This is a genomic window from Palaeococcus pacificus DY20341 (assembly GCF_000725425.1).
GTDB lineage: Archaea > Methanobacteriota_B > Thermococci > Thermococcales > Thermococcaceae > Palaeococcus > Palaeococcus pacificus.
In genome coordinates this window covers 364,530-387,894 of the sequence record NZ_CP006019.1, presented here as the reverse complement: position 1 = coordinate 387,894, position 23,365 = coordinate 364,530, and the positions used below count along the sequence as shown (strand labels likewise).

The window sequence follows — 23,365 nt, the reverse complement described above, 5'->3', positions numbered from 1 at the left end:
ACTTATTCTCGATACGAGGGAAATGGAAAGGGAATCAACCAAACAATGCCCCCAATCCTGCGAGGGCCTCCTCTTCCTCTTTTTCTTCCTCCTCTTCCTCTTCAGCTTCCTCAACCTTCTCCTCTTGTGGTTGAGGTTGAGCGGCAACAGCTAATTGAGCTTGTTGGTTTAAAAGCTCTTTGGTCTTCTCGTCAAGCAAGTCCTCTGGCAACTCTTGAGCTATGAGCAAAGCAACCCTGAATGCCTTGCCAAGTATGTCGCCAGCAGTGTCTTTCGTAATATAGTTTGCTTCCACTGCAACGTTCTTTGCGCCCATGAATGCCTTTTGTATAATAGCCTCGATGGTTTGCTTTGTTGGATAGGCAACGTTAACTGACAAGTTGAATGCGTGCATGTAGGCTTGTTGGAGCATTTGGATGTATTGCTCCTCATCAATAGCCAAGACATCTGGGCCGTAAACTAATCCATCCTCGTAAGCTGCCAACAGCTCGAGACCTACTTCAAGAGGCTCTATACCGAGCTTGTTCAAGATGTTGGCTAATTGAGGAGTAATAGTCTCGCCAGCTTTTAAAACGACTGTCTCCTTTTGAATGCTAACCTTACCCTTTTCAATCCTTGCAGGGATTCCTAAAGCTTGCATCTCACCAACAACAGGACCGGGAGCTAATGATGTTGGCCCTGCGGGAATAACGACATCTTTGTTTACCACTGCACCAGGCTTAGCAGGAGCTGGCTTCTTGCTCTCTTGGAGGAACTTGTAGAGCTTGAATGGGTTTATGTTCGTTGCAAGGATGGCAGCTCCACCTTGGATGTGCTTTGCAAGTTCTTCAAGCTCTGGTTTTCCAATATCCTGAGCGGCTTTCTTGATTGCGAGATCAATGAGTGTGTTCCTTGAAACCCTGAGAACACCTTGCTCCTTAAGGGTCTCTCTCATTTTGGACAATGGGTAAGCTGGAACATCAGCAACGTTAACCAAAGCTATCACTGGATAGCTTTTGATGAGGTTAGCCAACTCTTCAACTTCCTTCTTTTTCCATTCAGCTACGTGGGCCATTTACCTCACCTCTCTACCTTTACAGCAGGCCCCATGGTGGTTTTGACGTACACTGACTTTACTTGGTTCTCTCCTCTCTCGAGCTTGTTGAGGATTGCAGTTATCACTGCCTCCATGTTCTCAGCCAATTTGTCATCGTCCATATCTTCCATACCGATTGGAGCGTGGATAACTGGGTTGTTCTTCAATTGTATCCTCACTGTCTTCTTAAGCTTGTTAACTATTGGCTCTAAATTAGTCATGGTTGGTGGGACTACTACTGGCATCTTGTTTCTTGGACCCAAGAACCTACCCAAGTATCTACCAATCTTTGGCATCAATGGTGCTGCAGCTATGAAGAAGTCGTACTTCCTTGCAAGTTTCCTAGCCTCTCTTGAATTGCTACTTAATTCCTCTAACTTCTCTCCACTAATCACATCGAGCCCGAGCTTTTTAGCCGCCTCGGCAACGGCTCCATCAGCGATGACCGCGATCTTAACTTCCTTACCTCTCCCGTGGGGCAGCATAACCTCAAGCTTAAACCTATTCTCAGGCTTCTTTAAGTCGACATCCTTGAGGTTTACTGCCACTTCGACGGTCTGCGTGAAGTTACGCGGCTTGGCCCGGGCTTTAGCCTCCTTCACCGCTTCCGCGAGTTTTTGCCTTTCAAAGGCCATCTCTTAGACCTCCCAACTTTTTTATGATTTAAGTTGAACCAAAAATCAAAAGTTTCGTAAAAAGAGGAGATTTTTAAACTTTTCTATTGCTCCTCCTTTGCAAATACCTCATCGTAGAGGCCTTCGTCAATCTCTTTTTGAACTTGCTTTGGATCTTTACCATCTACAGTGACACCCATGCTTAATGCTGTTCCAATGACCTCTTTGGTAGCTGCTTTCAAGTCAGTTGCAAGCATTTGATCCATCTTTGTCTTTGCGATAGCTATTGCCTTCTCGATTGGCAAGTCGCCAACTATGTTGCTCCTTGGAGCATCTGAACCTTTGGCAAGTCCAAGCTCCTTCTTTATGAGCTGGCTAACTGGTGGCTTACCCACTTCAATCTCAAATGTCTTCTTCTTTGGGTCCGTGACTATGACCTTCACTGGAACTTGCATTCCCGCAAAGTCCTTTGTTGCTTCGTTGATCTTTTGAACGACTTGCATGACGTTTAATCCTAATGGACCAATTGCAGGTCCTAGTGGTGGACCAGGAGTAGCTTTACCACCCTCAACTAATACTTCAACTACTTGTGGCATTTAACTCACCTCTGGCTATTGGTTTGAACGTTTGCTTATAAGTCTAACGTATTCACCCTTCACGGTAACGGGTATTGGGACTATTGCACCTATAAGCTCAACGACAATTTCATCTTTGGCCTCATCAACACGAACGACTTTAGCTTTTTCGCCCTTGAACGGGCCGGCTATGAGCTCAACAATATCTCCAGGCTCAAACCCACTGACGCTTGGCCTCTCCTCAAGGAAGTGTTCAATTTCACCAAAAGACACTTCTCCGGGGAGAGTTCCCTTAGCGTGCCTAATACCCTTAATCGCCTCATCAACGGCGCTTTTACTCTCAGCTTCAATAAATATATAACCTTTAACCTTGCTTGGGGCTAATATTGCAAATACCGGAATGTTGTATGTTTTGGCCTTACTATAAATCAAGCTAGCCACATTCTCCTCCTGACCGACAGTGACCCTTACTGCAAAGATCTTGCTCATTTTGATCACCTAAACGTTATTTAGCTACCGCCAGTTATTAGCGTCCCAACAATTCTAATTATCATTCCGATAGCACCAATTAACAGCATTCCAAGCCCAGTGATTTTTGCTGCCATTTTAAACTCTTTGGTGCTCGGTTTTTTTGTAACTAACAAAACCCTTTTGGACTCTCCTAGGAAGTTTTTAAGTTTTTCCGTGAACCCTTCTTCTGCCATGCTCACCCCTCCAAAAATCATGAAAGAGATTAAAGCTCTTCAATATCTAATTTAATTGCCCTTCTTTCTCCTTCTTCCTCAATGAGCATTGGTTTTTCCTCTGTAACGGCATATGGTGAATTGACACCGCTGACGACAATCATGACCCTAATTGTCTTTGAAAGTTCTGGATCAAGCTGAATTCCCCAAATCATTTGAGCCTCTGGATCGAGTTTGCTTGTAACTTGCTCTATTATCTGTTGTGCCTCTTCAAGCTTAACATCACTACCGCTTATGCTTATCAAAGCTCCCTTAGCACCGCTAATATCAACATCTAATAGCGGGCTGTTCAAAGCTTGTATTGCTGCTTCTTGAGCTCTCTTCTCGCTATCACTTTCGCCAATGCCTATCATGGCAATTCCGCCGTCCTTCATGACTGCTTTAACATCGGCGAAGTCAAGGTTGACTAGACCTGGTTTTGTGATGAGCTCGGTTATACCTTTGACTGAGTGAACGAGTATTTCATCAGCAACCTTGAATGCCAAGTGAATTGGTAGATTTGGAGCGACTTCCATTAGCTTATCGTTTGGAATTACAATTACAGTATCGCTGTTCTTCCTAAGTCTCTCAAGACCATACTCAGCGTTCTTTATTCTCCTAATTCCCTCAACGGTGAATGGGAGTGTTACGACAGAAACTGTTAAAGCGCCCATTTTTTTGGCGAGCTCTGCCACGACAGGAGCAGCACCGGTTCCTGTTCCACCACCCAAACCACAGGTTATGAAGACCATATCAGCTCCTTCTAATGCGTCTCTAATATCTCTCTCACTTTCTTTAGCAGCTTCTTCACCAATTTTTGGATTGTTTCCAGCGCCTAAACCTCTTGTTATCTCTTTACCGATCAATATCTTTCTGTCAGCTTTAATTTTAAGCAAATCTTGAGCATCGGTGTTAATACCTATTATCTTCGCTCCTTCAACACCAACTTCCATCATTCTATTGATTGTATTACAGCCAGCACCACCAACGCCGACAACATATATTTTTGCTTGTGTTTGCTCCAATAGCTTTTTAAGCTCCTCATCTATATCGGAGGTTGGAACTTGCACCTCGTTAACTTTCTCTTCGGCTTTGTTAGCCTCTCCAGACGTTCTTTCAATCACACCTTCAACCAGCTTTAACATCTTCTTCACCCTCCAAGGGAAATCATAATTTAAAATTCTGGTAAATTTTGTTGCAAAGCAATATATAAACTTAGCTAATCCTTAATAAATTCTATGCCAATCTCCCCAGCAAGTGCTTTTGCGAGCTGTCGAGTTTCTCCTCTGCTGCCCTTCCAATCAACATAAATCGCCTCGACTTTTCCATCTGTTCGTTCAATTGCCTTTAAAAGCATTTCTTTTGACAACGGATGGGCATATTTTGGGGCTATGTGTGAAAATGCTAGATCAGTTTCAAATGCCACTTTTGTTTGCTTTGGTGCATAGTGCCCACCGCCGATTCCAATCGCAGTTTTGTTTTTAGACTTTTTATAATTATCGAGAACATAAACTATCGTTTCAGCCAGGATTTCACCGGCTTTATCGTTTTTCCACTCTTCTTCACTACTCCCAATCTCTATGAAGAATGACGGAACATTCAGCTCACTCGGGCCGTGGTGGGTAGATTCATAGCAAACGGTCCATCCAAGATCATTAAGCTCATTCATCTTTAAAAGGGCAAGCTTCATTGCGTTAGGTTCTGCAATTGCCAAACTTTGGTCTTTTCCTCCAAACATTGCATTTCCCCAATTACCAGTTACATGTGTTGTCAAAGTAGGTAGCTTTTGCTTGCTTGAGTGCCTCGAAGCAAATGCAATTATTTCAGGCTTAATACCTAACTGCTTTTCAATCTCAAGATCCAGTCCATCGTAATAAATCATCTCATCGTTTGTTGTCAAGATTAAAATGTTGTTCTTTTTGTATACTTGGTTTCCATCAAAAATCATCTCGTTCTCCCTAAATCCAAAGTTCTCAATCAGTTTTTGCTTAATATTCATCGAAGCTATATCCACTTTTGTCGTCATTACAACTTTCATTGGCAACCCCACATCAAATTCTAGCCATCAATAAAAAAGTTTGCCCTTCAAATAGACATTATAATGTCAATTTATATGGCATATTTGGCGAAATTTTTGAGAATTTTTGCCGCTTTAAATCGAAAACCAAACATTTATTTGCTTGTAAAAGTTTACAACCGTAAAATATATAACGAAAACCTGTGGAATATGGAATTATGGTAAAATAAGACAAATGTATAAATTGAAAAATTTGTAAGAGGGAACCGAAATGAAGTGGAAAGCATTGGCTTTGGTTTTTGTGTTGGCCCTTGGTTTGGTTGTTTCTGGCTGCACACAACAAGGAGAAACCACAACGAGCTCCGTTGAAAAAACGAAAATTACAATCTACACCGGTGGTACTAGTGGTGTTTACTTCCCACTTGGCTCAAAGTATGCAGAGCTTTTGAATAAGTACGGAACAGTTGTCAGTGGAGAGGCCGTTACAAGCGGTGCAAGTGTTGCAAATGCAAAGGCCATCGAGGATGGAAATGCCCAAGCAGCTATTCTCCAAAACGATGTTGCATACTATGCCTACAACGGTTTGTACATGTTTGACACCTCAATTAAAAAACTAAAGGGTGTCGCCGCTTTATATCCTGAGACAGTACAATTTGTAGTTAGAGCTGACAGTGATATTAAGAGCTTAGAGGATCTAAAGGGTAAAAAAGTTGCAATTGGCGCTCCAGGAAGTGGTACCGCAGTTGCAGCCGAACAGATACTAAAGGCTGCAGGCGTTTGGGACAGCATTGAAAAGGTCAACCAAAAGTTTAGTGAGGCCGCACAAAGCTTGAAACTCGGCCAAGTTGATGCTGCTGTTATAGTTGCTGGAATCCCAACTCCAGCCGTTAACCAAATCGCAGTCCAAACACCCGTGAGGGTTCTCCCAATCTCAGATGACATATTAAACAAGCTCAAAGATGAGGGCTACATATTCTATGTTAGGCAAATAGTTCCAAAGGGCACCTACAATGGTGTGGAGGAAGACACACCAACAGTCGCCGTTAAAGCTATGCTGGCTGTAAGCGCTGACTTGCCAGAGGATGTCGTTTACGAGATGACAAAGATACTCTTTGAGCAAGTTGAAGACTTAAGAGCCGTTCACCAAAAAGCTCAAGCAATAAGCCTTGACACAGCATTAGACGGTATGAGCATTCCGCTCCACCCCGGAGCAATTAAATACTACGAAGAAAAAGGCTTAAGCATTCCAAGCGAGCTCAAAGGGTGAAGCCTTTGAGTAAATATCTCATTTTTTTCTTTTTTACACTGCTGATAATTATGATTCTTCCATTTAATGTACTCATCATTAGTAATGGAGATTCATCTCATACTTATCTTTTAGGGGAAAAAACAGTAACCATATCCTATATTCACAGCGTTCAGCGGAGCGAAATAGTCGAGGTTCTTAAAGCTAACGGCAGCGGCCTATACGCGGTAGAGATGAAGTGGAAGGACTTTGGAGCTGGGCTTCCAGAGGACATTCAATACACAGAGGACGGGTATTATGTGAAGAGAATTAACATATACCTTGGAAAAAGCCTCAGTTTTTGGTTTATCCCCTTCAATCAAGCTAAAATAAAAGTAGGCAGCAAACTCGTGTTTGCGCCTACAGAGGAAACTGTTATGGAGTTTAAAGTCAAAAAGTGTTTATTCTTATTCGCCATACTCGGGAGGTGCTAAAATGGAAGAAGAAAAAGTAAGTGTGGTATTGGAAAAAACGAGAACCCTTACCCCAACGCTTGAACTGATCATAAAAATAGCAGCAGTCCTAATTGGTATCTACGAAATACTGTTTATCTTCAACTTTAACTATACACTCTACGACTTATTTTCAAGGCTGGGACTGGAAATTGGAATACTCAAGACAACTTTCCAAAGCAAGCAGGGACAAGCATTTGTTCTAGCCATGATCCTCATAATAACCTACCTCCTCTATCCAATGAGAAAAACAGAGAAACACATCAAAAAAGTGCCCTTTTACGACTACATACTCACAATTTTGAGCGTTATATCTATGTTCTACATCTTTGCTGTATACAATAGGTACGCACAGTTTGCAGAGGTTTACATGCACGATGTGGTCTTCGGAATCTTGGCAATAATCCTCGTGCTTGAGGCTACAAGAAGAGTGCTTGGATGGGTTTTGCCATCAGTTGTCACAGTGTTCTTGATTTACGGAATCTACAGAGTCGGCTTCAACTGGATACGCTTTACCCAGCAGCTCTACTTTGATGAGGGAATATTCGGAATTCCCCTATTCGTCATGACAATCTACGTCTTTGCCTTCGTGTTCTTTGGAGCATTCCTCCTCAAGATAGGCGTGAGCGATTACATCACCGAGTTCATGATATCCCTCTTCGGTGCCCGCCCAGGTGGACCCGCAAAGGCAGCTGTTGTTTCAAGTGGACTTATGGGTACGGTGAGCGGTTCGAGTGTTGCTAACGTCCTAACAACCGGAACTTTTACAATCCCTCTAATGAAAAAAGCCGGCTATCCCAAAGAGATAGCAGGAGCGGTTGAGCCCGTTGCATCAACCGGAGGCCAACTAATGCCCCCAATCATGGGTGCGGCGGCATTCATTATGGCGGAGTTTTTAGGGGTGCCCTATAACAAACTCATCATCGCTGCGGTTTTGCCCGCTTTGGTATACTATGCAGGAGTTTATCTCTTCATAGACCTTGAAACAAAGCGCTTAGGATTAAAAGGAATGCCCAGAGAAAACTTTGCACCCCTGAGGTACTTTATGAGGAAGCTCTACATACTCTCACCAATACTGGTAATCACCGTGGCCTTGGTTTGGGGTATAGCCCCTCACATATCGGCAATCTCCTCCTTAGGAATAGCAATTTGGGTGTCATGGATTGCAAAGGACAAGATAGAAGGACATGAGATGTTCTACGTTGGTGTGGCGTTCCTTACAACGGTGCTTATGTTCACTGGAAGGGAAATAGGAAAGCCCGTAGCATTAATCCTGCTCCTGCTCGCTATCCTCCTCGTTGCCCTCTCATTCGTCTCAAACTTAACGAAGAGGAACGAAAAGCTCTACATAAGCTTACTCTTCATACTTTTCATCGCAATGACAAAATATCTGGGCATGAGGAAAGAGCAGATACTCTTAATGACTGGAGTCCTAGGAATAGTCTTCTCATTAATAGTGGGCTACTTTTCAAAGACTGAGGAAGGAAAAAAGATGTATTCTGCCACATACGAATCAATGATAGACGCTGGAAAGACAAGCTCAAGTGTTATGCTCGCAGCTGCAAGCGCGGGCTTAATACAGGGAGTTCTCACAATGACAGGACTAGTGACGAGCTTAGGATACCGCTTGGTTGACCTCACAGCCGGGAACTTATGGCTTTTGCTCGTGCTAACCATGATATTCAGCCTGATACTGGGCATGGGTGTTCCAACAACGGCAAACTATATTATTACCTCCCTCGTAGCAGCTCCAGCAATATACAATGCTGTTTTAGGCTTACAGCCCTACAGCTCTCCAGTGCCAGGATTTGCAACACCTATCGCTCTCTTAGCCGCCCACTTCTTCGTGTTCTACTTTGGGATACTTGCAGATATAACACCACCTGTAGCTTTGGCCTCTTATGCAGGTTCAGCTTTAGCTGGAGGAGACTTTTGGAAGACAGCCCTAAACGCGGTTAAGTACGCCTTAGCGGGATACATAGGACCTTACATCTACTTCACACACCCAGAGATGTTCTTAATAACGGTTGAAAACTGGACATTGAGCACTGCCCTCACAGTAATCTATGACCTAGCAGCAACGCTCCTCGTGATGTACATACTTGCAATAGCACTAACCGGATGGTTCAAGAAGAATCTAAGGACAGAGATTAGGGGAGTTTTAGTTATAGTGGGCATATTATCAGCCACACTTCACCCAATACCAGTAGCAGTAGGAGCTGCAATTGTAGTTGCGCTCAAAGTCTTTGGAGATAAAGTTTGAGTTTCCTCTTTTCTTACTTTCTTTAGCATTTTCTATCAATGAGGGTAGAGCTTTTAAGCAATGCTGACAAAAATATGGAGGTGGTTGCATGCGTGGTGTTCTTCCCCGTGAACCTGAATCAAGATACAAAGCTAAAGAAGTCGAGAGAAAACTCGCCATAATGAAGGCCCAGCAAGAGAGGGCACTTGGAGAAAAATATGAGAAGGTCTCATTATCCACAAGGATTAAGCGCTTTTTTGCCAGAATATTAAGAAAATGAAAAGTCAGTAGAGCATAACCTCAAAGCCGAGCTCGCTTAAAAGGTCTGCCAGCTCCTCACTGTCCACGTAGATTAAAAGGTGGTGGTTTCCTAAAGTGCCATCTATGAACTCCCTGGCGTCTTCTATCCTAAGCTTCATCTGCGTTCTGCACCTGTAGTTGCTCCTCTCCCTGTCCACAACTTCCACACCAGCAACTACCGCTTTTCTACCGTTAATCTTTAAGATGGACGCCCTACCTCTTGGAAGCTCGACTTCAACACCAACGCCTATACCGCTCTCAAAGTGAGACCTTAAAACATACGAAGATATCAACGGAGCTGTGCAGTGAGCTAAAATTATGTAATCTTCCCCATAATCTGCTATATTGCCCATAAAAGCCGGCTTGTTGAAGAATCTGCGCGCTATCACCATGCCCAAGAGCGAGTTTAGCTCACCCTCACACGCTGCAGGGATTCCCTGGGCGTTGAACATAGCCAAAGCCAAGCAAGGAGTACCCTTAATTTTACCTATAAGGTCAAAGCAACCAATCGCGAATCCATCAAGTTTGTAGTCATCAATTATGTTTTTCAATGCCACATAGATTCTCCCTGCTTTGATGAGGTCTTCTCTGCTGGGCTCTTTAATATTCCTAGCCCTAGCGACTATCTCCTCGACGACCTTCCACCCTTCTGCGTCGGTAACTCTATCGTAGTACTCGTAAAACTTCTTCAGGCTTATATGGACATAAGGGGGATTAAAGCTCTCGTTTATGAGCCAAGGCGAAGCGCGCCCAATGAGGCCTAAACGCATCTTCAAGAACTTTCCTAAGAGCTCCTTCATATCTTCGTAGCCGAGAAGAGCGGCCTTAAGCTCATCGAAGCTCTTAACCATCGTAGTAGGTATCAAATGCTCCCTAAAGTACTCCCTAAGCTCAACAGCAGCAGCTATGGAGTTGTTGAAAGCATCCCCAAAGAGAACAATGGGCTTTCTATAGATAGAGAATTCCTTTAGAGCATTTTCAGTCCCACCGGTCAAAGGATACAGGAGGAGAACATCAACTTTGTTAAAATCTATTCCTTCCTCTCTAGCATCCTTAACATCCTTCTTAATTGATACAAAAATGCCGCCTTCAACATCAAACTCATTAGCCAGTTCAGTTAAAAACTTTGAAGTCTTCTTCTCGAAATCCTTGGGATTTGCGAGTTCGCTGACTCCAAAAACGACTCCAACTTTCATAAGCATCACCAAGTATTTTAAACTTTAAAGCCCTAAATAATCTTGTGGTTGCAATGATTAGGTTTGTCCTCGATACGAGCATTTTCGTTAATCCCGACGTGAGAGCAAAGTTTGGGAAAAATCCAACAGAGGCGATGAAAACTTTCCTAAACTATGCTGAGAAGCTTTTTGGGAGCGTTGAATTCTACGTTTCTCCCGGCATTCATAGGGAGATTATGAACTTTGTTGAAGAGGAAGAAGTTTCTCCGGATATTGAGATTTATATAATCAAAAAGCCTCCAAACGTTCACGACATTAAAATCCCGGCATTTGTGGTTTACGAACTAATAGAAGACATTAGGAGGAGAATTGACAAAGGCCTTAGAGTAGCGGAAACTGCCGTTAGGGAAAGCGTAATCGATACAAGCAGTGTAGACAGAATTATCCAAAAACTAAGGCGCAACTATAGACGTGCTCTGAGAGAGGGGATAGTAGACAGCAAAGAAGACTTTGAGCTAATCCTTTTAGCCAAAGAGCTCGATGCAACGATTGTATCTGCCGATGTAGGCATTTTAACGTGGGCTCAAAAAATGGGGATTAAGTGGGTTGATGCTGTGAAGTTTAAGGAAGTTTTAGACGAGCTCGTTGAAAAATGGAGCTAATCAACGAAAGCATGCCCGTTCCAAAGTTCCCTCATCTCTTTTGTTGCATCAGGATAAACACGTTTGAATGTTATCCTCCAGTAACCATTGTCAAGAACTTCTATGTCGTCTATGTGAATTTTTAAGCGCAGTCTTTCGAAGTGAGTCACCATTTTATGAGCAGTTTCAAGCTTTTTGACCCGAACAGTGAAGAGTTCCGCTATTTCATCGTCACCGCTCGAAATATCCCATATGCTCTCGACAAAGGGCTCTAAGAGAACTTTTCCCAATGCTCTAGCGTACTCATCAAACTCTTCTCCTCTAATCTTCCTCTCGGCAAGGTAAAAAGCCAGCCTCTTAATACGTTGCATGAAGTAGCCGTGAGGCAAATCGAAGAAAATCCTCGCGCCAATTTTGATATCATTAATGTTTGCATAAGGAGTAACGTATTTGACGATTTTTTTCATGTCCGGACTCTTCATCACTATACCTTCTCTCTTCTCCTTGGTAAGCCGATCAATGAGCGCATGAAGCTCGTCTATCCTACTTAAATCATACAAACCAAAGACTTCAACGCTCGGAATTCCATACTCCTCGGCCAATTTTAATCGCTCCTCTACAGGAAGAGAGCGTCCTGTTTTCTTCTCTTGGATGTCAAAGAGGAAAAATTGAATGTCCTCTTTAACGTATGGAGGGCCTTCCACTAAATAGGGACTTTCAGGCCCTGCCATTTCACCGCATAACACCATGTTAGGATAATCCTTAAAGAAATCCAAAGTTATGAAGTCTTCAATACGCTCCGTCGTAAAGGGGCAAACGAATCCTCCCCTCGTAAACACCAAGATCTTTTCTCCAATTTTAGCAACCCTAACGTTGTAGCCATCAACTTTTTCCTCGACGTAGAAGGGTTTTCGTTTAAACGCCCTCCTTATGCCATTCTCAAGCTGAACAACCCGTTTTATATGAGGAAATCCTAAAATTATGTTGTGTTCATCAAAAACAACTGTGCCCCTTCGCAAACTCCTCGCAGAATCCTTAAGCCTGAGGTATCTCATTCCTTCAAACTCATCCTCTACTATACCCCCTTTATTTTCAAGAACTTCAATACGCTCCTCATCCAAGCCAAGATTGAGGAGAATGCCCTTAAAGTATGAACTCACCATCAGCGCCACCTAAATTTAATTGGTTTTCAAAGTTTATAACAATTGACGCATAGCTTTTGTAATGAACAACTTAGCGTTTAAATGAAAACTTAATAAGGATAGGAAAAAACTTAGTTTCAGGTGAGAGCTGTGAGAAGAGTACCAATTTTTAGAGACCTTAAGAGGATTGGTGAAGACAAAGTTTCGGCAATTGGACTTGGTACTTGGGGAATCGGGGGCTTTGAGAGCCCTGACTATTCACGAGATAGAGAGAGTATTGAAGCCCTGCGATATGGCCTCGACTTAGGGATAAACCTAATTGATACGGCCGAATTCTATGGCGCAGGTCACAGCGAAGAGCTCGTTGGTGAGGCAATAAAAGGGTATGAGCGGGAGGACATCTTCATCATAAGCAAAGTGTGGCCAACACACTTTGGCTATGGGAAAGCCAAAAAAGCTGCAAGGGCAAGCGTAAAGCGGTTGGGGACTTATATTGATTTATACCTCCTCCACTGGCCAAGAAATAGCTTTGAAAAAATAAAAGAAACACTATACGCTCTTGAAGAGCTGGTTGATGAAGGCATAATAAGGTACATAGGAGCGAGCAATTTTGATTTGGAACTGCTGAAGAGGTCTCAAGAAATCATGAAGCGGTATGAGATAGTGGCAAACGAGGTTAAGTATTCGCTCAAAGATAGGTGGGTGGAAGGAGGGCTTTTAGAGTATATGGCAAATGAGGATATGGCTTTAATCGCTTACACTCCCCTAGAAAAGGGAACACTAGCTAGAAATCAATGCTTAAGGGAAATAGGAAAGCGATACAATAGAACTGCCGCCCAGGTTGCCCTAAACTGGCTCATATGGAAGGAAAATGTGATAGCAATTCCAAAAGCCGGAAGCAAAGAGCACATAAGGGAAAACTTTGGAGCAATGGGGTGGCGGTTGAGCAGGGAGGACTACGAGAAATGCTTAGAGTGCCTTTGACAACGAGTGGAAAGAGAAAAGAAAATCACGCCTTCAAAAAGGCTTCCACTAAATTTCTAGCCTCGTTGAGGGCCTCCAAGGGTATGCCCTTTGGAAGTCCGCCGACTTCGCCCTTAACATCCTTTAACACGCCTTCTCCAGCCCCCAAAAACATTCCCTCGCTTGTTATGCCCCTAAAGTTGGCTGGCGGCAACAATGCTACAGCTACTCTATCGTTGTCTTTAACGCTCAAGTCATTCGTAACGACTGTAATTGCCCTCTCACCAATGTTGACATTGCATACAAGAAGCTTGTCAGCGTTGGGGTGCTTTCCTACACTCATAACTTCACCGACTTTGATGTCTATGCCTATTATCGGGTCGTTGATCTTGCCTAGAGCTAAGCGTTTGTCGAGGTTTAGTATTGTATTCAGGAAAAAGCGAATTTTAGCTATTGCTTCTTCCACATTCTCACGTTCATTTCTATCAGCAAGATCTAAAAAGCGGTGGTACCAATCCTCTCCTCCAAGGGCTTCAATTATTCCTTGAGCTTTCTCCTTGAGTGCTTTCATCTGCGGAGCTTCCACCAATGCACTTGGCTCAAGATAGGAGTACCTAAGAGCCTGAAGCTCTGGTATCATCTCCTTTCCAAGCCTCACGGCGTTCTTTTTATCCCATTTGCCTTTAAATTTAGCACCTTCAATTGTCTTGAGGAAGAGCTCTACCGACTTTTCGGCAACCAGTAAGCGGTAGTCCTTACTCGTATCCCACATCTTCACCACCCAACCTCTTTAACAGCTTTTTCTTAATTGCCTCATTTTGAATAGCCTCAGCAATGCTTAAGGCTTTGTTTTCATTTCCAAAGCGTGCGTAGGCCAACGCAATCTCAGAGAGTATCTTTGATGCCTCATCCACATCCTCAATAACACCCGCTACTGTCAAAGCTTCATCGAGAAGACCAATCTTAATAAACTTGTATGCAACTACGAACAGCTCCAAATCATTAGGCTTAATTTTTTTAATGAGCATAATATCAAAGACATCCGAGAGCAACGTCCTAGCTAAGTCCTCTCTTTCATGAAGGAAGAGCCAATAGGAGATATCTAAAAGAGCCGCGACCTTCTCCTCTGGGGACAGGTACTTAACAATTGCAATAGCCCTGTCAATATCCCCCTTTTCAAGAGCCCTTTTAACAGCTAAACTGCCCTCTTTGAAGGCCTCTTTCACCATGTGGATTTTTTCTTCAACTTGAGATGCACTGACGAATTTCTTCATTGACGTGTATATCTGTCTTGATAGTGAATAGAAGTCAATAGCTTCTTCAGTTTCCAGCGAGTCCCCAACTTCAAGCGATAGGTCAGCAATTAGCGACATAACTGGCAGAACAGCCGAATACACCTCATTTGACTTTTCAAGAGTCTCCAAAGCTATGTTAAAATAGTAAAATGCACTTTTTGTATCTCCGATAAGACCCAAGTAATAAGCTACATATGCCAAAGCTTCGGCTTTCCATATGGGATAGTATATCTTTTTAGCAACGCTCAGTGCTTCTTTAATGAACTTCTCGGCTTTTTTTTCATCGCCTGCACTAGCCAGAGCATAGCTCAACAAGGCCAAAGCCTTAACTTTATCTCTATCCTCTGCGAGGGAAGCTATTGTCGCTAAGCTCTCAGATAGCAGAATTGGATATTCTACATAATCCTCACCAAGCTCCTGAATCATATATGTGAGGAGCTCCATCTTTAGCATCCTATCTTTTAAGGAAAGCACCAGCTTAAGTGCCCCATCAACATCGCCCTTTCCCAAAAGAGCCTTAATATTATCCAACATCATTTTCCTCGCCCTACTCTCTTATCCCACTCCTCAAGCATAACATCTAGAGCAATGAGGTTGGTGAGCTTTAATTTAACCTTACCTCTCTCATAGTCTATGCTCCCTTTAAAGTCATTCAAGAGCTCAAAAACTCTGCTGGCTTCCTTCATATCCAAAGCCTTTCCATAAAACTCCTCCTCACAATGGGGGCACTTAAACACAAACTCACTGAGGGTACTTAAAAACGCGTCCTTGTCATCCAAAAGAGCTTTAAAATTATCCAGCACGATCATCTGCTCCATCAAATCCTCCCACTTCAGAGCCTCTCCGCATATTGGACATCTTGCCATACTACCACCTTAACTAAAGTTAGTCGTTCACCTTAAAAATCTAAAGCTTCCATGCACTAAGACAAGGCCTTTAAAAACTTCTCAATTTCACTGACCAAAAACTTCATAGCCTTATCAAGATTTTTCTTACCGTTAGCACCGGCAGCACCTGAGTGGCCGCCTCCAGAGCCCTCAATGATTGGGCCAACTTTCTCCATAAGCTTTCCCAAGTGAAGGCCTTTCTTAGTCAAATACTCCCTGGCCCTCGCAGATATCCTAACCCCCTCTTTATCGCTACCAACTATAGCTACATCTGCTCCAAGCTGAAGGAACGTTTTGCATGCCAGCGACTCATAGGCTGAGACTCTGGATGTGGCTATTATGTAGCGCTTGAACTTTTTAACCTCCATCCTCTGGCAGGCCTTTAGGATGGCCATCCTTTTAGCGGTGTCAATGTTTTCATCGCTCACTGGAGCTACAAGATTATATATTTCTCCCATAGGTATTTCAAAGGTGCTCTGAATCTCACTTAAAGTTTTGAATGTTTTTGCATTAGCAAATCTAAAGTTTGCGGTGTCGGTAACTATACCAGCCAAGAGGACCCTAGCAGCGGTTTCATCATAAAATTTTAGATACTTCAAAAGCTCCCAAATGATTTCAGCTGTGGACGTTCTTGAGGAATCCATTATACTTATGTCGGCTTTTATAGGATTTTCCTTCTCAATATGGTGATCTATGACTATTACAAACTTCTCCTTTCGCTTTGGAAGAGCTATCGGCTCCAACTGCTCAGCTGAAGACGTATCAAAAATTACCACAACATCTTCTTCAATTTGGGGGTTTTTCTCGACATCTGCAAACTTCAAAAGGCGCTTAGCATAGGAAGACACGCTCTGAGCAACCCCTATTCTATACTCTAACCCCACGCTTTCCAAATACCTAGAAAAAGCGATGGCACTACCCAATGCGTCAGGATCTGCATTGTGATGACACAGCAATAGAAAAGAGTACCTCTTATCTTTCGCTTCATTTAAAAAACGCTTGAGCTTTATTTTGCCTTTCATCAACACCACCAGAACTCCAAATAAAAATCAATCTTTCTTTGCAATTTCCCTCAACTTTTCCTCAACTCTTTGGTATGCCTCGTCAAGGGCATCCTCAATGAGCCTATCCACATCGACTTTAACAAAAATTGGCACCTCTATGTAAGCCTCAACCTCAAGGTCGAGCGTCTCGCCCTTGTTTATTCTCGTGGTAATCTCCAAATCCTTAACTTCACTCTTATGTAGAACACTGAATATGCGGCTTAAAACCACATCTTGGGCTAAGTCGCCGAGCTTTATTATCTCTTCCTCGCTCATCTCCGGAAGTCCAATGTGTATAACGCCCCTCTTTTCCATAAGACCACCTTTAAACGTTAAAGAAAAAGGAATCAGCCAGCAACGCCTGTGAGAGAGCTTTGTATCTTCTGGGTCAATGTCTTTATAGCTTCATTTATCTTCTGCTCCTGCCTTTCCAGGGCTTTGAGCCTAACTTCAAGGGTCTCAATTTTTTCCTTAAGTTCCTCAACCGCTTTGGCCTTCTCTGTCTTGACTATTAGCGTTCCAACAGTCTTATACATCGCTGTTCCCTCTTCAGCTTTCTCAATTTCCTCTAAAGCCTTTTTAGCATCATTCAAATCCAATTGAACCTTTTGCTTTTGTTGAACTACCAATTGGAGCTGCTGTTGGTAGCTCTCAAGCTGTCCCAACATCTGTTGAACTTGTGGTGGAATGTTTTGCATATCAACACCTCCATAATCGTAATTCCATGCCATAATTTGCTGGCGTGTTTAAATAGTTTTACCCGTCGCTGACGCCATTAAATCGTAAATGTTATATACTATGCAATGGTACCATGTAGGGTGATGTTATGGGAGAAAGGATTGAAGCACTCGTAAGATTGCCCTTAGCAATACTCTACAGCATTATCCTAGGGATATGGGGATTTGTCGTTGAGATTGTTGTTATATTCCACTGGTTTTACGCGTTGATCTTTGGAAAAAGAAGCAAAAGCCTAGCAGATTTTGCAAACACGTATGTGACATATCAATATGATGTCAACCGCTATCTCTATTTGGTCACAAATGAAAGGGCTTGGCCCGCTGGAAAAGAGTTAAGGACTCTCGAGCCAACAGATTTAGAGCAAAACGTTAAAGCTCCACAGCATCCATCGCAACTTTAATCCAGCGCAAATAGGAGTTGAGCGTCCCTCTTAAAGCAGAATTGTCTTCCGCAGTGAACTCTATCCTGATCTTTTTTCCTTCAAGCTCAAGCTTCGTTTTTGTTCTCCTATAAGGAACAGTTCTATCCTCAATGATGACGCTCTCATAAACCACTTTTGCAATATCCTCACTCGGGAACTCAATCTCAATCATGCCTTGTATTGGTGCTTTTTTCATTTTGTCCACCCCTCTCTCCTCCCTTCAAGATAGTTTATCACGCGTCCTATGCTTGCTGAGACAAAGATTCCCATTATGCTCGCAAGGGATGCTAGTGCATACATGTGCTGGCTTAGGACACCAAACTCATAGCCCACCTCTCCAACAAGCAAGCCTAAGACACCAAAGCTCGAAACCCCTGTAGACCTTAAAAGAGACGTCTTAATGTCGTCCTTCCAGACTAAGCCCATCGTTAGGAGAACCCTAATAAGGTATATCAGGACGAAGAAGTAAACAACCTCCAATGAGAATTCAGTCTCAAAGTTTATTCCCCTCCAAGCAAAAAACACTGGAGCGAATATTCCATAAGTGACACCTGAGATTATGGTGTGCACCCTTTCATACTGCTTAGTTCCCATTAAATCGCTGTGCAGCAGTAAACCAACAATAAACGCCCCAATGCTGAAGTGTAAGCCAATTTCCTCACTGATCAACGCTAAAGATGTCGCTAAAATCATTACAATGCCAAAGACCGCCTCATCACTTTGAAGCTTCCTAAGTGCCCTGATTATCCAGATTTTATGCTTAATGCTAATGAAGTAGTTAATCCCAAATACAATTCCTAAGAATGCCCCATCTTTCAACAGCTCAAAAAATAATCCCCAATAGCTCAAATGATAGAGCTCAAAGTTTATTAAAAGGTAAAGTATCACAAGAGCCCCTACTTCACTGATAACCGCATAGGATAGAGCAATATGGAGGAAGTCACTACCAAAGTACCTCGTTAGTCTGATCACAATTGGGGCAGATGCTACGGATAATATAGCGGCAACTATCAAATTATCCGTTAATATAGTGTAGTTTGTGAAGGGAAGTGTTAGGAATAGCATTGCCGCATAAGTGAAGATGTAAATAGGTATACTCTTCTTTCCGCCGATGTGAACCTCTTCAGGAGTGAGCTCTAAGCCAGCATACATCATAAGGAAAAATACTCCAAGCTCAGCTAAAAGGTTTAAATCTTCCCGGGGAAGCTCTTGTAGAAACACACCCAGCAATAAACCAGCCGATATCTCTCCAAGAAACCCAGGATAGCCTAAGCGCTCGAAGATTTCAGCAAAGACCCTAGCAATTGCAATTATTATGAAGACATAGCCAATGACATCAAATGGCAACGCTGCACCTCCAAGCATTTTAGCCATAGGCCCATTAAAAAATTTTTGTATGTGGGGCATTTTTGTGCAAAATTTGTTGTTGGCTTTTGCTAAATGTCCAGGAATGATTAGCAAGGCTTTTATTGATCTAGACAAAGATACAGTTGAGGGCTATGAGGCACTACGAAATCATTAAAATTAAGGAAAATGGGAGAGTAGAAATTCCACTAGAATATGCTTATGAGACCGGTCTAGTCAAGGACGCCTATTTCTTAGTTGAGATTGACACGGACCTAAAAGAGATACACCTGGAGAGGATAGCATTACCAGGAAAGAAGCTCGTAGAGGTAGAATTTGTGGTGGAGGACAAGCCGGGTGTTTTGGCAAATGTAAGCGGCCTTTTTGGAAAGCACAAAGTGAACATACTCTTCAATGAGAGCGAAGAGCTAAATGAGATAGGGTTAGCGGCAATAGTTGCGGTTGTAGATATGAGCAAATCAAACATCCCTCTCGAAAAACTAGAAAAAGAACTCCTTAGCATAAAAGAAGTAAAAGAGATCACCTTAAGGGAGCTAGAGTAAAAATAACACAAGGAAAAATGCGAACAGGGCAGAGTAGAAGTTCACTTCCACCCCAAGCCCTTTCATATTTTCCTCAAACTTTGGCTTTAGTTGAAGCTCAAAAACACCAAGCTTCTTTAGGGAGATAAAAACCACCAAAGCCCCAATGATCGCGACAAAGTCTTCCTTTAGAGCTAGACTCATTCCAAAATAGAGTCCAAACGCGAGGGTTAAGATTGCCATAGCGAAAGAGACCATCCGTCGAGGCAGTGTGCTCCATACTTCCCCGGGCTTCATCATGTAGTAATTGAGTTTCATGAATGAGATAAGCGTTCCAATTCCAGCAGCCTGGAAAAGATATGCCCAGCTCCTGCTTAAACCCACTAAAAGTTCCTTCTTGCTGAATGCACCTATAAAGGGCGATATCCCTCCAATGGCCAAGCTCAACATTAATATAGAGAGCATTAGCACTTTGTCACCTCTATAGCTCAGCTTATCTAAGTCCTTCGTTTTTTGGGCAGTTACTATAGTGCCAACGCTTAGAAAGAGTCCTCCTTTAAACAGAGCATGGGCAAAGGCATGGTAAATTGCACCATGGAAGTTGAGTGTTGCCATTCCAAGGAGAATATAGCCCATTTGGCTGACAGTGTGGTAAGCCAAAAGCTTTTTAGCGTTTTTCTGCAGGAGCGCCATCACAATGCCAAAGAACATGGAAAAGAATGCAATTACAAAGAGCATGGTCTTTAGAGCATGGTTTAGAGGAAAGGTCAATGCAAGAAGGAGCATGCCATAAATTGGAGCTTTAACTACAATTCCCGACAAGAGGGCGCTTATTGGAGTCGGAGCCTTTGAGTGGGCATCAGGAAGCCAGAAGTGGAGAGGAAAGATGCCCGCTTTTAAGAGCAAAGCAGTGAAAGCAACGCCTAACGCCGCACTTATTTCTTTTGACGGCGTAGCAATGTCTTTTATAAGCGTCACGTTTAGATAACCCGTTTTTAGATAGATTATGCCCACAGCAAATATAAAGAAATATGAAGCTATAAGGGAGAACATCAGATATTTATAGGCAGCCCTCTTCGCACCTTTTTCGCTTGAGAGTCCCACTAAGGCAAAGGCAGCGACGGAAGCTATCTCCAAGTAGATGTAATAGTTGAACAGATCGCGGCTTATAAACGCCCCTAAGAGGCCAGCATGCATTAAGAGGATTAGAGAGTATATCTTGTTTATGTCCCTGTGCTCAAAGTAACTTAAGGAGTACAGAGAGACAAGCGAAAATAGGATGAGCTCTGCCAAGATGAAATAAAAGTTGTAGGCATCCAATGCTACTTCAATGCCCGAAACTCTGCTCCATTGGCCCACAATCTCGCTTATAGGCATCTCCTTTGCACTTACAACAAAAAAGAGCCAAGGCGTAAAGATGCCTATCAAAAAAGCAGGCTTATTTAGCTTTCGCTGTAGTCTAAGGGCAGGAATTAGAGATACAACAAATGCAAAGAGGAGAGGAAAGGCAACTATCAAAGGAATCACGGAGTTTCCCTCCTAATCCGCATTATCAAAGCCAGTGCAAGGGATGTTATCGCAACATCAACAACTAGGGTAGTGAGCATTAAAGTTGAAGGCAACGGATCAACTACCTTCTCCTTCGGCAGTATAGGAATCTCACCGCCCTCGACGTATCCCGTCCCAACAAAGAACAAGACTAATCCTGTTGATACTATGTTTATTGCCAAAACTTGCTTAATCAGGTTCTCTTTTGTTATCAACCCGTAGAGTCCAATGAGCATGATTACTATTCCAGCAGTTTCCACGTTAATCACGTTCAACCCACCTCAGCAGTATGTAAAATAAAAACGTGAAAGCTGCCCCAACCTTTAGGGCAACGCTTATGTTAAAAAGAGGAACTATGCCTCCGCTAATTAAAGAACCAAACCGCCCGCCTTTGAGGAAATTGTAGAAAAAGCCTCCAAAAAGCGCACCTATAACTGCCAACGTTATTAAGAAGACGGCGGAAGCTCCTTCAATGAGCTGAACTTCCCAAAACTTGAAAGTCTTTTTAACCTTCTTATAGCCGTGCGATGTAGTGAGTAGTATAACACTCACAGCCAAGATAACTCCAGCTTGGAAACCCCCTCCAGGGCTTAAATGTCCGTAGACCATTAAATATGCCGCATACGTCACCAAAAATGGACTTATGAGCTTCGTCGTTGTCCTCACTACTGTAGTCATCTTCACTTCTTCTTCCCTCCCAAAAGGAGATAAAAGCCTACCACCGAAGTGAACAGGAGTGTGGCTTCACCCAAGCTATCGTATGCCCTCCAATCTGCTAAAACAGCCGTTACCAAGTTTGGAACTCCCACTTCCTCCCAATGAGAAACGTAATACTCATAACTCCCCTCTCGATCTTTAGAGTAGTCAAGCTGGAGCAGGGTCAATGCGAGGGCGAGGACAAGGAGGACTCCCAAGATGCGCTTCACTCCTCCACCTCCTTTATAGTGTAAAGGAAAATTCCAATTATAACAGCACCCACAACCACTGCAGAGAGGGCTACATCGGGAGCTTTAAGTTGGATCAGCACCAATACGAACACTAAGCTCATAAGTGCGTATTTAACAACAGCACTAACCAAATCCTCATCTTCAACCACAGATACTGCAATGAGTATCATAACCACAAGGAGGAGCTCATGGATTATCCCAAGCATACATATCCACCACTACTTCTGGTTTAATCCCATATTTATACGCACCTCTAGCTATCGCGTGGGAGACCATAGGGTTTATCATAGCTATCAGAAAAGCCAAGACAAGAAACTTTAGCTTTATTAAAGTAGAAGTATCTGCATATATCGCCAAAGCTATGAGTATATTCATTGCCCCACCCGTGTCGCACTTTGTCGCAGCGTGTAGCCTAGTGTAAACATCGGGAAATCGGAGGATTCCCAAGGCTCCAAACACCATTATAGCCTCACCTAACAGCAGAAATAGATACTCAATCATCTTTCTACCTCCATGTACTTCGCCAATATCAATCCGCCAACTGCGTTTACCATGAGGAGAACAATAGAGAGGTCTATCAGTGCATATTCCTCACTTATTACCGCCAAAATTGCGATTATTACAACAACTTTTGTGGTTATTGTGTTGAGGCCCACTATCCTATCAGCCAAAGTGGGGCCTCGAATAATCCTATACGTCAATAATAAGCTTGTAAGCATTAAAACCAGAACTCCCCATCCAAATGGAGTCACCAAAAGACTTTCTTTAACCATTCCTCTATATCCCCCTTTATGCTCTCCCCAGCTTTTTCCCTATTTAGGGTCTTCACATCAATCCAATGGACATAAAGATAAGCCTCTCCAAGCTTCCTATCAACATCAAGCGTTAAAGTTCCCGGGGTTAGTGTTATGGAGTTTGCTAAAATCGTTATTCCTGTGTCCGAGTGTAGATCAGTTTTTATCTTAACTATTCCCGGGTTTATGTCCATCAGCACTGCATGCTTAGCCACTTTAAAGTTGCTTTCTATAATTCGAAAAATCATTATGAATATGTACTGGGGCATGTAAAAGAACACTATGTAGAATATCTTCTCTACCAAATGGCCGCTGTGCCTTATATCGTCCGTCAGCATGTTGTACATAAAAGAGGAAATTATTAAAGTTGCCAGCCCCCCAATTAGTAAGTTTTCCAATACAATACTGCTGCTAACGATTATCCAAAATATAAAGAGCATCATCCACGTCAGCACAATTCGCTCCCATTTAGGAAGCTTTTGAGCTTCATAACTTTCAAGTAGAACCCTGTGCCTAATTTCTTTAATTCGCTCTTTAAGATAAAAGGAAATTCGGCTCATATAGAAATTTAGGTTTTCAAGGTTAAAAACCCTTTCGAAAAGA

Annotated in this window: 33 protein-coding genes; 8 read left to right on the top strand and 25 right to left on the bottom strand. The window is 42.8% G+C overall.

Features of this window, described 5'->3' with window-relative positions:
• Window positions 1-34 precede the first annotated feature (34 nt).
• The 7 genes from PAP_RS02240 to PAP_RS02210 all read right to left on the bottom strand — a co-directional run bounded on the left by PAP_RS02240 (window position 35) and on the right by PAP_RS02210 (window position 5,024).
• Entirely contained in the window at window positions 35-1,054 is a 1,020-nt protein-coding gene (locus tag PAP_RS02240; RefSeq protein WP_048164492.1) for a 50S ribosomal protein L10, read from the bottom strand.
• A gap of 5 nt (window positions 1,055-1,059) precedes the next feature.
• The gene (locus PAP_RS02235) at window positions 1,060-1,710 is read right to left on the bottom strand and encodes a 50S ribosomal protein L1 (protein ID WP_048164491.1); all 651 of its coding nucleotides are present in this window, start codon (window positions 1,708-1,710) and stop codon (window positions 1,060-1,062) included.
• Window positions 1,711-1,793: 83 nt separating this feature from the next.
• Window positions 1,794-2,285, bottom strand: a complete 492-nt coding sequence (locus tag PAP_RS02230; RefSeq protein ID WP_048164489.1) for a 50S ribosomal protein L11 — start codon at window positions 2,283-2,285, stop codon at window positions 1,794-1,796.
• A gap of 15 nt (window positions 2,286-2,300) precedes the next feature.
• On the bottom strand, window positions 2,301-2,753 hold the full coding sequence (locus PAP_RS02225) for a transcription elongation factor Spt5 (protein WP_048164487.1): 453 nt from the start codon (window positions 2,751-2,753) through the stop codon (window positions 2,301-2,303).
• Window positions 2,754-2,773: 20 nt separating this feature from the next.
• Complete coding sequence (locus PAP_RS02220) at window positions 2,774-2,968, bottom strand: protein translocase SEC61 complex subunit gamma (protein ID WP_048164485.1); 195 nt, start codon at window positions 2,966-2,968, stop codon at window positions 2,774-2,776.
• Between the two features lie 29 nt (window positions 2,969-2,997).
• Window positions 2,998-4,131 (bottom strand): cell division protein FtsZ, encoded by a 1,134-nt coding sequence (ftsZ, locus tag PAP_RS02215; RefSeq protein WP_048164484.1) that lies wholly within the window; start codon window positions 4,129-4,131, stop codon window positions 2,998-3,000.
• A gap of 74 nt (window positions 4,132-4,205) precedes the next feature.
• Window positions 4,206-5,024 (bottom strand): D-aminoacyl-tRNA deacylase, encoded by an 819-nt coding sequence (locus PAP_RS02210; protein ID WP_048164482.1) that lies wholly within the window; start codon window positions 5,022-5,024, stop codon window positions 4,206-4,208.
• Between the two features lie 250 nt (window positions 5,025-5,274).
• Between PAP_RS02210 and PAP_RS02205 the strand changes: the two genes are divergently transcribed.
• From PAP_RS02205 to PAP_RS10255, 4 genes are all read left to right on the top strand, one after another.
• On the top strand, window positions 5,275-6,270 hold the full coding sequence (locus tag PAP_RS02205; RefSeq protein ID WP_048164480.1) for a TAXI family TRAP transporter solute-binding subunit: 996 nt from the start codon (window positions 5,275-5,277) through the stop codon (window positions 6,268-6,270).
• A 50-nt stretch (window positions 6,271-6,320) separates the two neighbouring features.
• The gene (locus tag PAP_RS02200) at window positions 6,321-6,722 is read left to right on the top strand and encodes a DUF1850 domain-containing protein (RefSeq protein WP_236627003.1); all 402 of its coding nucleotides are present in this window, start codon (window positions 6,321-6,323) and stop codon (window positions 6,720-6,722) included.
• A 1-nt stretch (window position 6,723) separates the two neighbouring features.
• Window positions 6,724-9,003: a TRAP transporter permease gene (locus tag PAP_RS02195; protein WP_048164477.1), complete on the top strand. Its 2,280-nt coding sequence runs from the start codon at window positions 6,724-6,726 to the stop codon at window positions 9,001-9,003.
• 88 nt (window positions 9,004-9,091) lie between these two features.
• Window positions 9,092-9,262 carry a hypothetical protein gene (locus PAP_RS10255; protein WP_158442498.1) on the top strand — a complete coding sequence of 57 codons (171 nt, stop codon included), beginning with the start codon at window positions 9,092-9,094 and terminating at the stop codon, window positions 9,260-9,262.
• Between the two features lie 4 nt (window positions 9,263-9,266).
• Here the strand turns inward: PAP_RS10255 and PAP_RS02190 are convergent, their stop codons facing one another.
• Window positions 9,267-10,478 (bottom strand): hypothetical protein, encoded by a 1,212-nt coding sequence (locus PAP_RS02190; RefSeq protein WP_048164475.1) that lies wholly within the window; start codon window positions 10,476-10,478, stop codon window positions 9,267-9,269.
• A gap of 53 nt (window positions 10,479-10,531) precedes the next feature.
• Here PAP_RS02190 and PAP_RS02185 point away from each other — a divergent pair, with 53 nt between their 5' ends.
• Complete coding sequence (locus tag PAP_RS02185) at window positions 10,532-11,119, top strand: RNA ligase partner protein (protein ID WP_048164473.1); 588 nt, start codon at window positions 10,532-10,534, stop codon at window positions 11,117-11,119.
• On the opposite strand, the gene PAP_RS02180 is transcribed toward PAP_RS02185, so the two are convergent.
• Window positions 11,116-12,261 (bottom strand): RNA ligase, encoded by a 1,146-nt coding sequence (locus PAP_RS02180; RefSeq protein ID WP_048164472.1) that lies wholly within the window; start codon window positions 12,259-12,261, stop codon window positions 11,116-11,118. The genes PAP_RS02185 and PAP_RS02180 overlap by 4 nt on opposite strands.
• Window positions 12,262-12,390: 129 nt before the next feature.
• Here PAP_RS02180 and PAP_RS02175 point away from each other — a divergent pair, with 129 nt between their 5' ends.
• Window positions 12,391-13,224, top strand: a complete 834-nt coding sequence (locus PAP_RS02175; protein ID WP_048164470.1) for an aldo/keto reductase — start codon at window positions 12,391-12,393, stop codon at window positions 13,222-13,224.
• 25 nt (window positions 13,225-13,249) lie between these two features.
• Here PAP_RS02175 and PAP_RS02170 read toward each other — a convergent pair whose 3' ends face one another.
• Genes PAP_RS02170 through PAP_RS02145 form a run of 6 tightly spaced genes read right to left on the bottom strand, consistent with a single transcriptional unit; the run spans window position 13,250 to window position 17,126 of the window.
• Window positions 13,250-13,975, bottom strand: coding sequence for a tRNA-binding protein (locus tag PAP_RS02170; protein ID WP_048164468.1), 726 nt, complete (start codon window positions 13,973-13,975; stop codon window positions 13,250-13,252).
• On the bottom strand, window positions 13,959-15,035 hold the full coding sequence (locus tag PAP_RS02165; RefSeq protein WP_052649036.1) for a hypothetical protein: 1,077 nt from the start codon (window positions 15,033-15,035) through the stop codon (window positions 13,959-13,961). The genes PAP_RS02170 and PAP_RS02165 overlap by 17 nt, the downstream gene beginning before the upstream one ends.
• The gene (locus PAP_RS02160; protein ID WP_048164466.1) at window positions 15,032-15,364 is read right to left on the bottom strand and encodes a hypothetical protein; all 333 of its coding nucleotides are present in this window, start codon (window positions 15,362-15,364) and stop codon (window positions 15,032-15,034) included. The genes PAP_RS02165 and PAP_RS02160 overlap by 4 nt, the downstream gene beginning before the upstream one ends.
• A 56-nt stretch (window positions 15,365-15,420) precedes the next feature.
• Window positions 15,421-16,407, bottom strand: a complete 987-nt coding sequence (locus PAP_RS02155) for a DHH family phosphoesterase (RefSeq protein ID WP_048164465.1) — start codon at window positions 16,405-16,407, stop codon at window positions 15,421-15,423.
• A gap of 27 nt (window positions 16,408-16,434) precedes the next feature.
• Entirely contained in the window at window positions 16,435-16,743 is a 309-nt protein-coding gene (locus PAP_RS02150) for a DUF3194 domain-containing protein (RefSeq protein ID WP_048164464.1), read from the bottom strand.
• Between the two features lie 32 nt (window positions 16,744-16,775).
• Window positions 16,776-17,126, bottom strand: coding sequence for a prefoldin subunit beta (locus tag PAP_RS02145; protein ID WP_048164462.1), 351 nt, complete (start codon window positions 17,124-17,126; stop codon window positions 16,776-16,778).
• Window positions 17,127-17,254: 128 nt separating this feature from the next.
• Between PAP_RS02145 and PAP_RS02140 the strand changes: the two genes are divergently transcribed.
• Window positions 17,255-17,566: a DUF4389 domain-containing protein gene (locus tag PAP_RS02140; protein WP_048164460.1), complete on the top strand. Its 312-nt coding sequence runs from the start codon at window positions 17,255-17,257 to the stop codon at window positions 17,564-17,566.
• Here PAP_RS02140 and pcc1 read toward each other — a convergent pair.
• Window positions 17,535-17,783, bottom strand: coding sequence for a KEOPS complex subunit Pcc1 (gene pcc1 / locus PAP_RS02135; RefSeq protein WP_048164458.1), 249 nt, complete (start codon window positions 17,781-17,783; stop codon window positions 17,535-17,537). The two genes, PAP_RS02140 and pcc1, sit on opposite strands and share 32 nt — an antisense overlap.
• Window positions 17,780-18,961 (bottom strand): cation:proton antiporter, encoded by a 1,182-nt coding sequence (locus PAP_RS02130; RefSeq protein ID WP_236627002.1) that lies wholly within the window; start codon window positions 18,959-18,961, stop codon window positions 17,780-17,782. Before PAP_RS02130 ends, pcc1 begins: the two co-directional genes overlap by 4 nt.
• Before the next feature lie 125 nt (window positions 18,962-19,086).
• On the opposite strand from PAP_RS02130, the gene PAP_RS02125 reads away from it, so the two are divergent.
• Complete coding sequence (locus PAP_RS02125; RefSeq protein WP_048164457.1) at window positions 19,087-19,494, top strand: ACT domain-containing protein; 408 nt, start codon at window positions 19,087-19,089, stop codon at window positions 19,492-19,494.
• On the opposite strand, the gene PAP_RS02120 is transcribed toward PAP_RS02125, so the two are convergent.
• From PAP_RS02120 to PAP_RS02085, 8 genes are read right to left on the bottom strand one after another with little or no spacing between them, the layout of a single operon-like run.
• Window positions 19,486-21,000, bottom strand: coding sequence for a proton-conducting transporter transmembrane domain-containing protein (locus PAP_RS02120; protein WP_048164455.1), 1,515 nt, complete (start codon window positions 20,998-21,000; stop codon window positions 19,486-19,488). The genes PAP_RS02125 and PAP_RS02120 overlap by 9 nt on opposite strands.
• Window positions 20,997-21,290 (bottom strand): cation:proton antiporter subunit C, encoded by a 294-nt coding sequence (locus PAP_RS02115; protein WP_048164453.1) that lies wholly within the window; start codon window positions 21,288-21,290, stop codon window positions 20,997-20,999. Before PAP_RS02115 ends, PAP_RS02120 begins: the two co-directional genes overlap by 4 nt.
• Window positions 21,283-21,705, bottom strand: coding sequence for a Na(+)/H(+) antiporter subunit B (locus PAP_RS02110; protein WP_048164451.1), 423 nt, complete (start codon window positions 21,703-21,705; stop codon window positions 21,283-21,285). The genes PAP_RS02115 and PAP_RS02110 overlap by 8 nt, the downstream gene beginning before the upstream one ends.
• Entirely contained in the window at window positions 21,702-21,947 is a 246-nt protein-coding gene (locus PAP_RS02105; protein ID WP_048164449.1) for a hypothetical protein, read from the bottom strand. Before PAP_RS02105 ends, PAP_RS02110 begins: the two co-directional genes overlap by 4 nt.
• On the bottom strand, window positions 21,944-22,174 hold the full coding sequence (locus tag PAP_RS02100; protein WP_048164447.1) for a hydrogenase subunit MbhD domain-containing protein: 231 nt from the start codon (window positions 22,172-22,174) through the stop codon (window positions 21,944-21,946). Before PAP_RS02100 ends, PAP_RS02105 begins: the two co-directional genes overlap by 4 nt.
• Window positions 22,155-22,469, bottom strand: a complete 315-nt coding sequence (gene mnhG, locus PAP_RS02095) for a monovalent cation/H(+) antiporter subunit G (RefSeq protein ID WP_048164445.1) — start codon at window positions 22,467-22,469, stop codon at window positions 22,155-22,157. Before mnhG ends, PAP_RS02100 begins: the two co-directional genes overlap by 20 nt.
• A complete protein-coding gene (locus PAP_RS02090; protein WP_048164443.1) occupies window positions 22,466-22,741 on the bottom strand; it encodes a monovalent cation/H+ antiporter complex subunit F in 276 nt (91 codons plus the stop codon). The genes mnhG and PAP_RS02090 overlap by 4 nt, the downstream gene beginning before the upstream one ends.
• A complete protein-coding gene (locus tag PAP_RS02085; RefSeq protein WP_048165901.1) occupies window positions 22,717-23,322 on the bottom strand; it encodes a Na+/H+ antiporter subunit E in 606 nt (201 codons plus the stop codon). Before PAP_RS02085 ends, PAP_RS02090 begins: the two co-directional genes overlap by 25 nt.
• Between the last annotated feature and the right edge of the window lie 43 nt (window positions 23,323-23,365).

Excerpts from the sequence above, each read along its gene's own strand:
- PAP_RS02240 (WP_048164492.1), bottom strand. The coding sequence starts at position 1,054 with ATGGCCCACGTAGCTGAATGGAAAAAGAAGGAAGTTGAAGAGTTGGCT.
- PAP_RS02235 (WP_048164491.1), bottom strand. The coding sequence starts at position 1,710 with ATGGCCTTTGAAAGGCAAAAACTCGCGGAAGCGGTGAAGGAGGCTAAA.
- PAP_RS02230 (WP_048164489.1), bottom strand. The coding sequence starts at position 2,285 with ATGCCACAAGTAGTTGAAGTATTAGTTGAGGGTGGTAAAGCTACTCCT.
- PAP_RS02225 (WP_048164487.1), bottom strand. The coding sequence starts at position 2,753 with ATGAGCAAGATCTTTGCAGTAAGGGTCACTGTCGGTCAGGAGGAGAAT.
- PAP_RS02220 (WP_048164485.1), bottom strand. The coding sequence starts at position 2,968 with ATGGCAGAAGAAGGGTTCACGGAAAAACTTAAAAACTTCCTAGGAGAG.
- ftsZ (WP_048164484.1), bottom strand. The coding sequence starts at position 4,131 with ATGTTAAAGCTGGTTGAAGGTGTGATTGAAAGAACGTCTGGAGAGGCT.
- PAP_RS02210 (WP_048164482.1), bottom strand. The coding sequence starts at position 5,024 with ATGAAAGTTGTAATGACGACAAAAGTGGATATAGCTTCGATGAATATT.
- PAP_RS02205 (WP_048164480.1), top strand. The coding sequence starts at position 5,275 with ATGAAGTGGAAAGCATTGGCTTTGGTTTTTGTGTTGGCCCTTGGTTTG.
- PAP_RS02200 (WP_236627003.1), top strand. The coding sequence starts at position 6,321 with ATGATTCTTCCATTTAATGTACTCATCATTAGTAATGGAGATTCATCT.
- PAP_RS02195 (WP_048164477.1), top strand. The coding sequence starts at position 6,724 with ATGGAAGAAGAAAAAGTAAGTGTGGTATTGGAAAAAACGAGAACCCTT.
- PAP_RS10255 (WP_158442498.1), top strand. The coding sequence starts at position 9,092 with ATGCGTGGTGTTCTTCCCCGTGAACCTGAATCAAGATACAAAGCTAAA.
- PAP_RS02190 (WP_048164475.1), bottom strand. The coding sequence starts at position 10,478 with ATGAAAGTTGGAGTCGTTTTTGGAGTCAGCGAACTCGCAAATCCCAAG.
- PAP_RS02185 (WP_048164473.1), top strand. The coding sequence starts at position 10,532 with ATGATTAGGTTTGTCCTCGATACGAGCATTTTCGTTAATCCCGACGTG.
- PAP_RS02180 (WP_048164472.1), bottom strand. The coding sequence starts at position 12,261 with ATGGTGAGTTCATACTTTAAGGGCATTCTCCTCAATCTTGGCTTGGAT.
- PAP_RS02170 (WP_048164468.1), bottom strand. The coding sequence starts at position 13,975 with ATGTGGGATACGAGTAAGGACTACCGCTTACTGGTTGCCGAAAAGTCG.
- PAP_RS02165 (WP_052649036.1), bottom strand. The coding sequence starts at position 15,035 with ATGATGTTGGATAATATTAAGGCTCTTTTGGGAAAGGGCGATGTTGAT.
- PAP_RS02160 (WP_048164466.1), bottom strand. The coding sequence starts at position 15,364 with ATGGCAAGATGTCCAATATGCGGAGAGGCTCTGAAGTGGGAGGATTTG.
- PAP_RS02155 (WP_048164465.1), bottom strand. The coding sequence starts at position 16,407 with ATGAAAGGCAAAATAAAGCTCAAGCGTTTTTTAAATGAAGCGAAAGAT.
- PAP_RS02150 (WP_048164464.1), bottom strand. The coding sequence starts at position 16,743 with ATGGAAAAGAGGGGCGTTATACACATTGGACTTCCGGAGATGAGCGAG.
- PAP_RS02145 (WP_048164462.1), bottom strand. The coding sequence starts at position 17,126 with ATGCAAAACATTCCACCACAAGTTCAACAGATGTTGGGACAGCTTGAG.
- PAP_RS02140 (WP_048164460.1), top strand. The coding sequence starts at position 17,255 with ATGGGAGAAAGGATTGAAGCACTCGTAAGATTGCCCTTAGCAATACTC.
- pcc1 (WP_048164458.1), bottom strand. The coding sequence starts at position 17,783 with ATGAAAAAAGCACCAATACAAGGCATGATTGAGATTGAGTTCCCGAGT.
- PAP_RS02130 (WP_236627002.1), bottom strand. The coding sequence starts at position 18,961 with ATGGCTAAAATGCTTGGAGGTGCAGCGTTGCCATTTGATGTCATTGGC.
- PAP_RS02125 (WP_048164457.1), top strand. The coding sequence starts at position 19,087 with ATGAGGCACTACGAAATCATTAAAATTAAGGAAAATGGGAGAGTAGAA.
- PAP_RS02100 (WP_048164447.1), bottom strand. The coding sequence starts at position 22,174 with ATGCTTGGGATAATCCATGAGCTCCTCCTTGTGGTTATGATACTCATT.
- mnhG (WP_048164445.1), bottom strand. The coding sequence starts at position 22,469 with ATGATTGAGTATCTATTTCTGCTGTTAGGTGAGGCTATAATGGTGTTT.
- PAP_RS02090 (WP_048164443.1), bottom strand. The coding sequence starts at position 22,741 with ATGGTTAAAGAAAGTCTTTTGGTGACTCCATTTGGATGGGGAGTTCTG.
- PAP_RS02085 (WP_048165901.1), bottom strand. The coding sequence starts at position 23,322 with ATGAGCCGAATTTCCTTTTATCTTAAAGAGCGAATTAAAGAAATTAGG.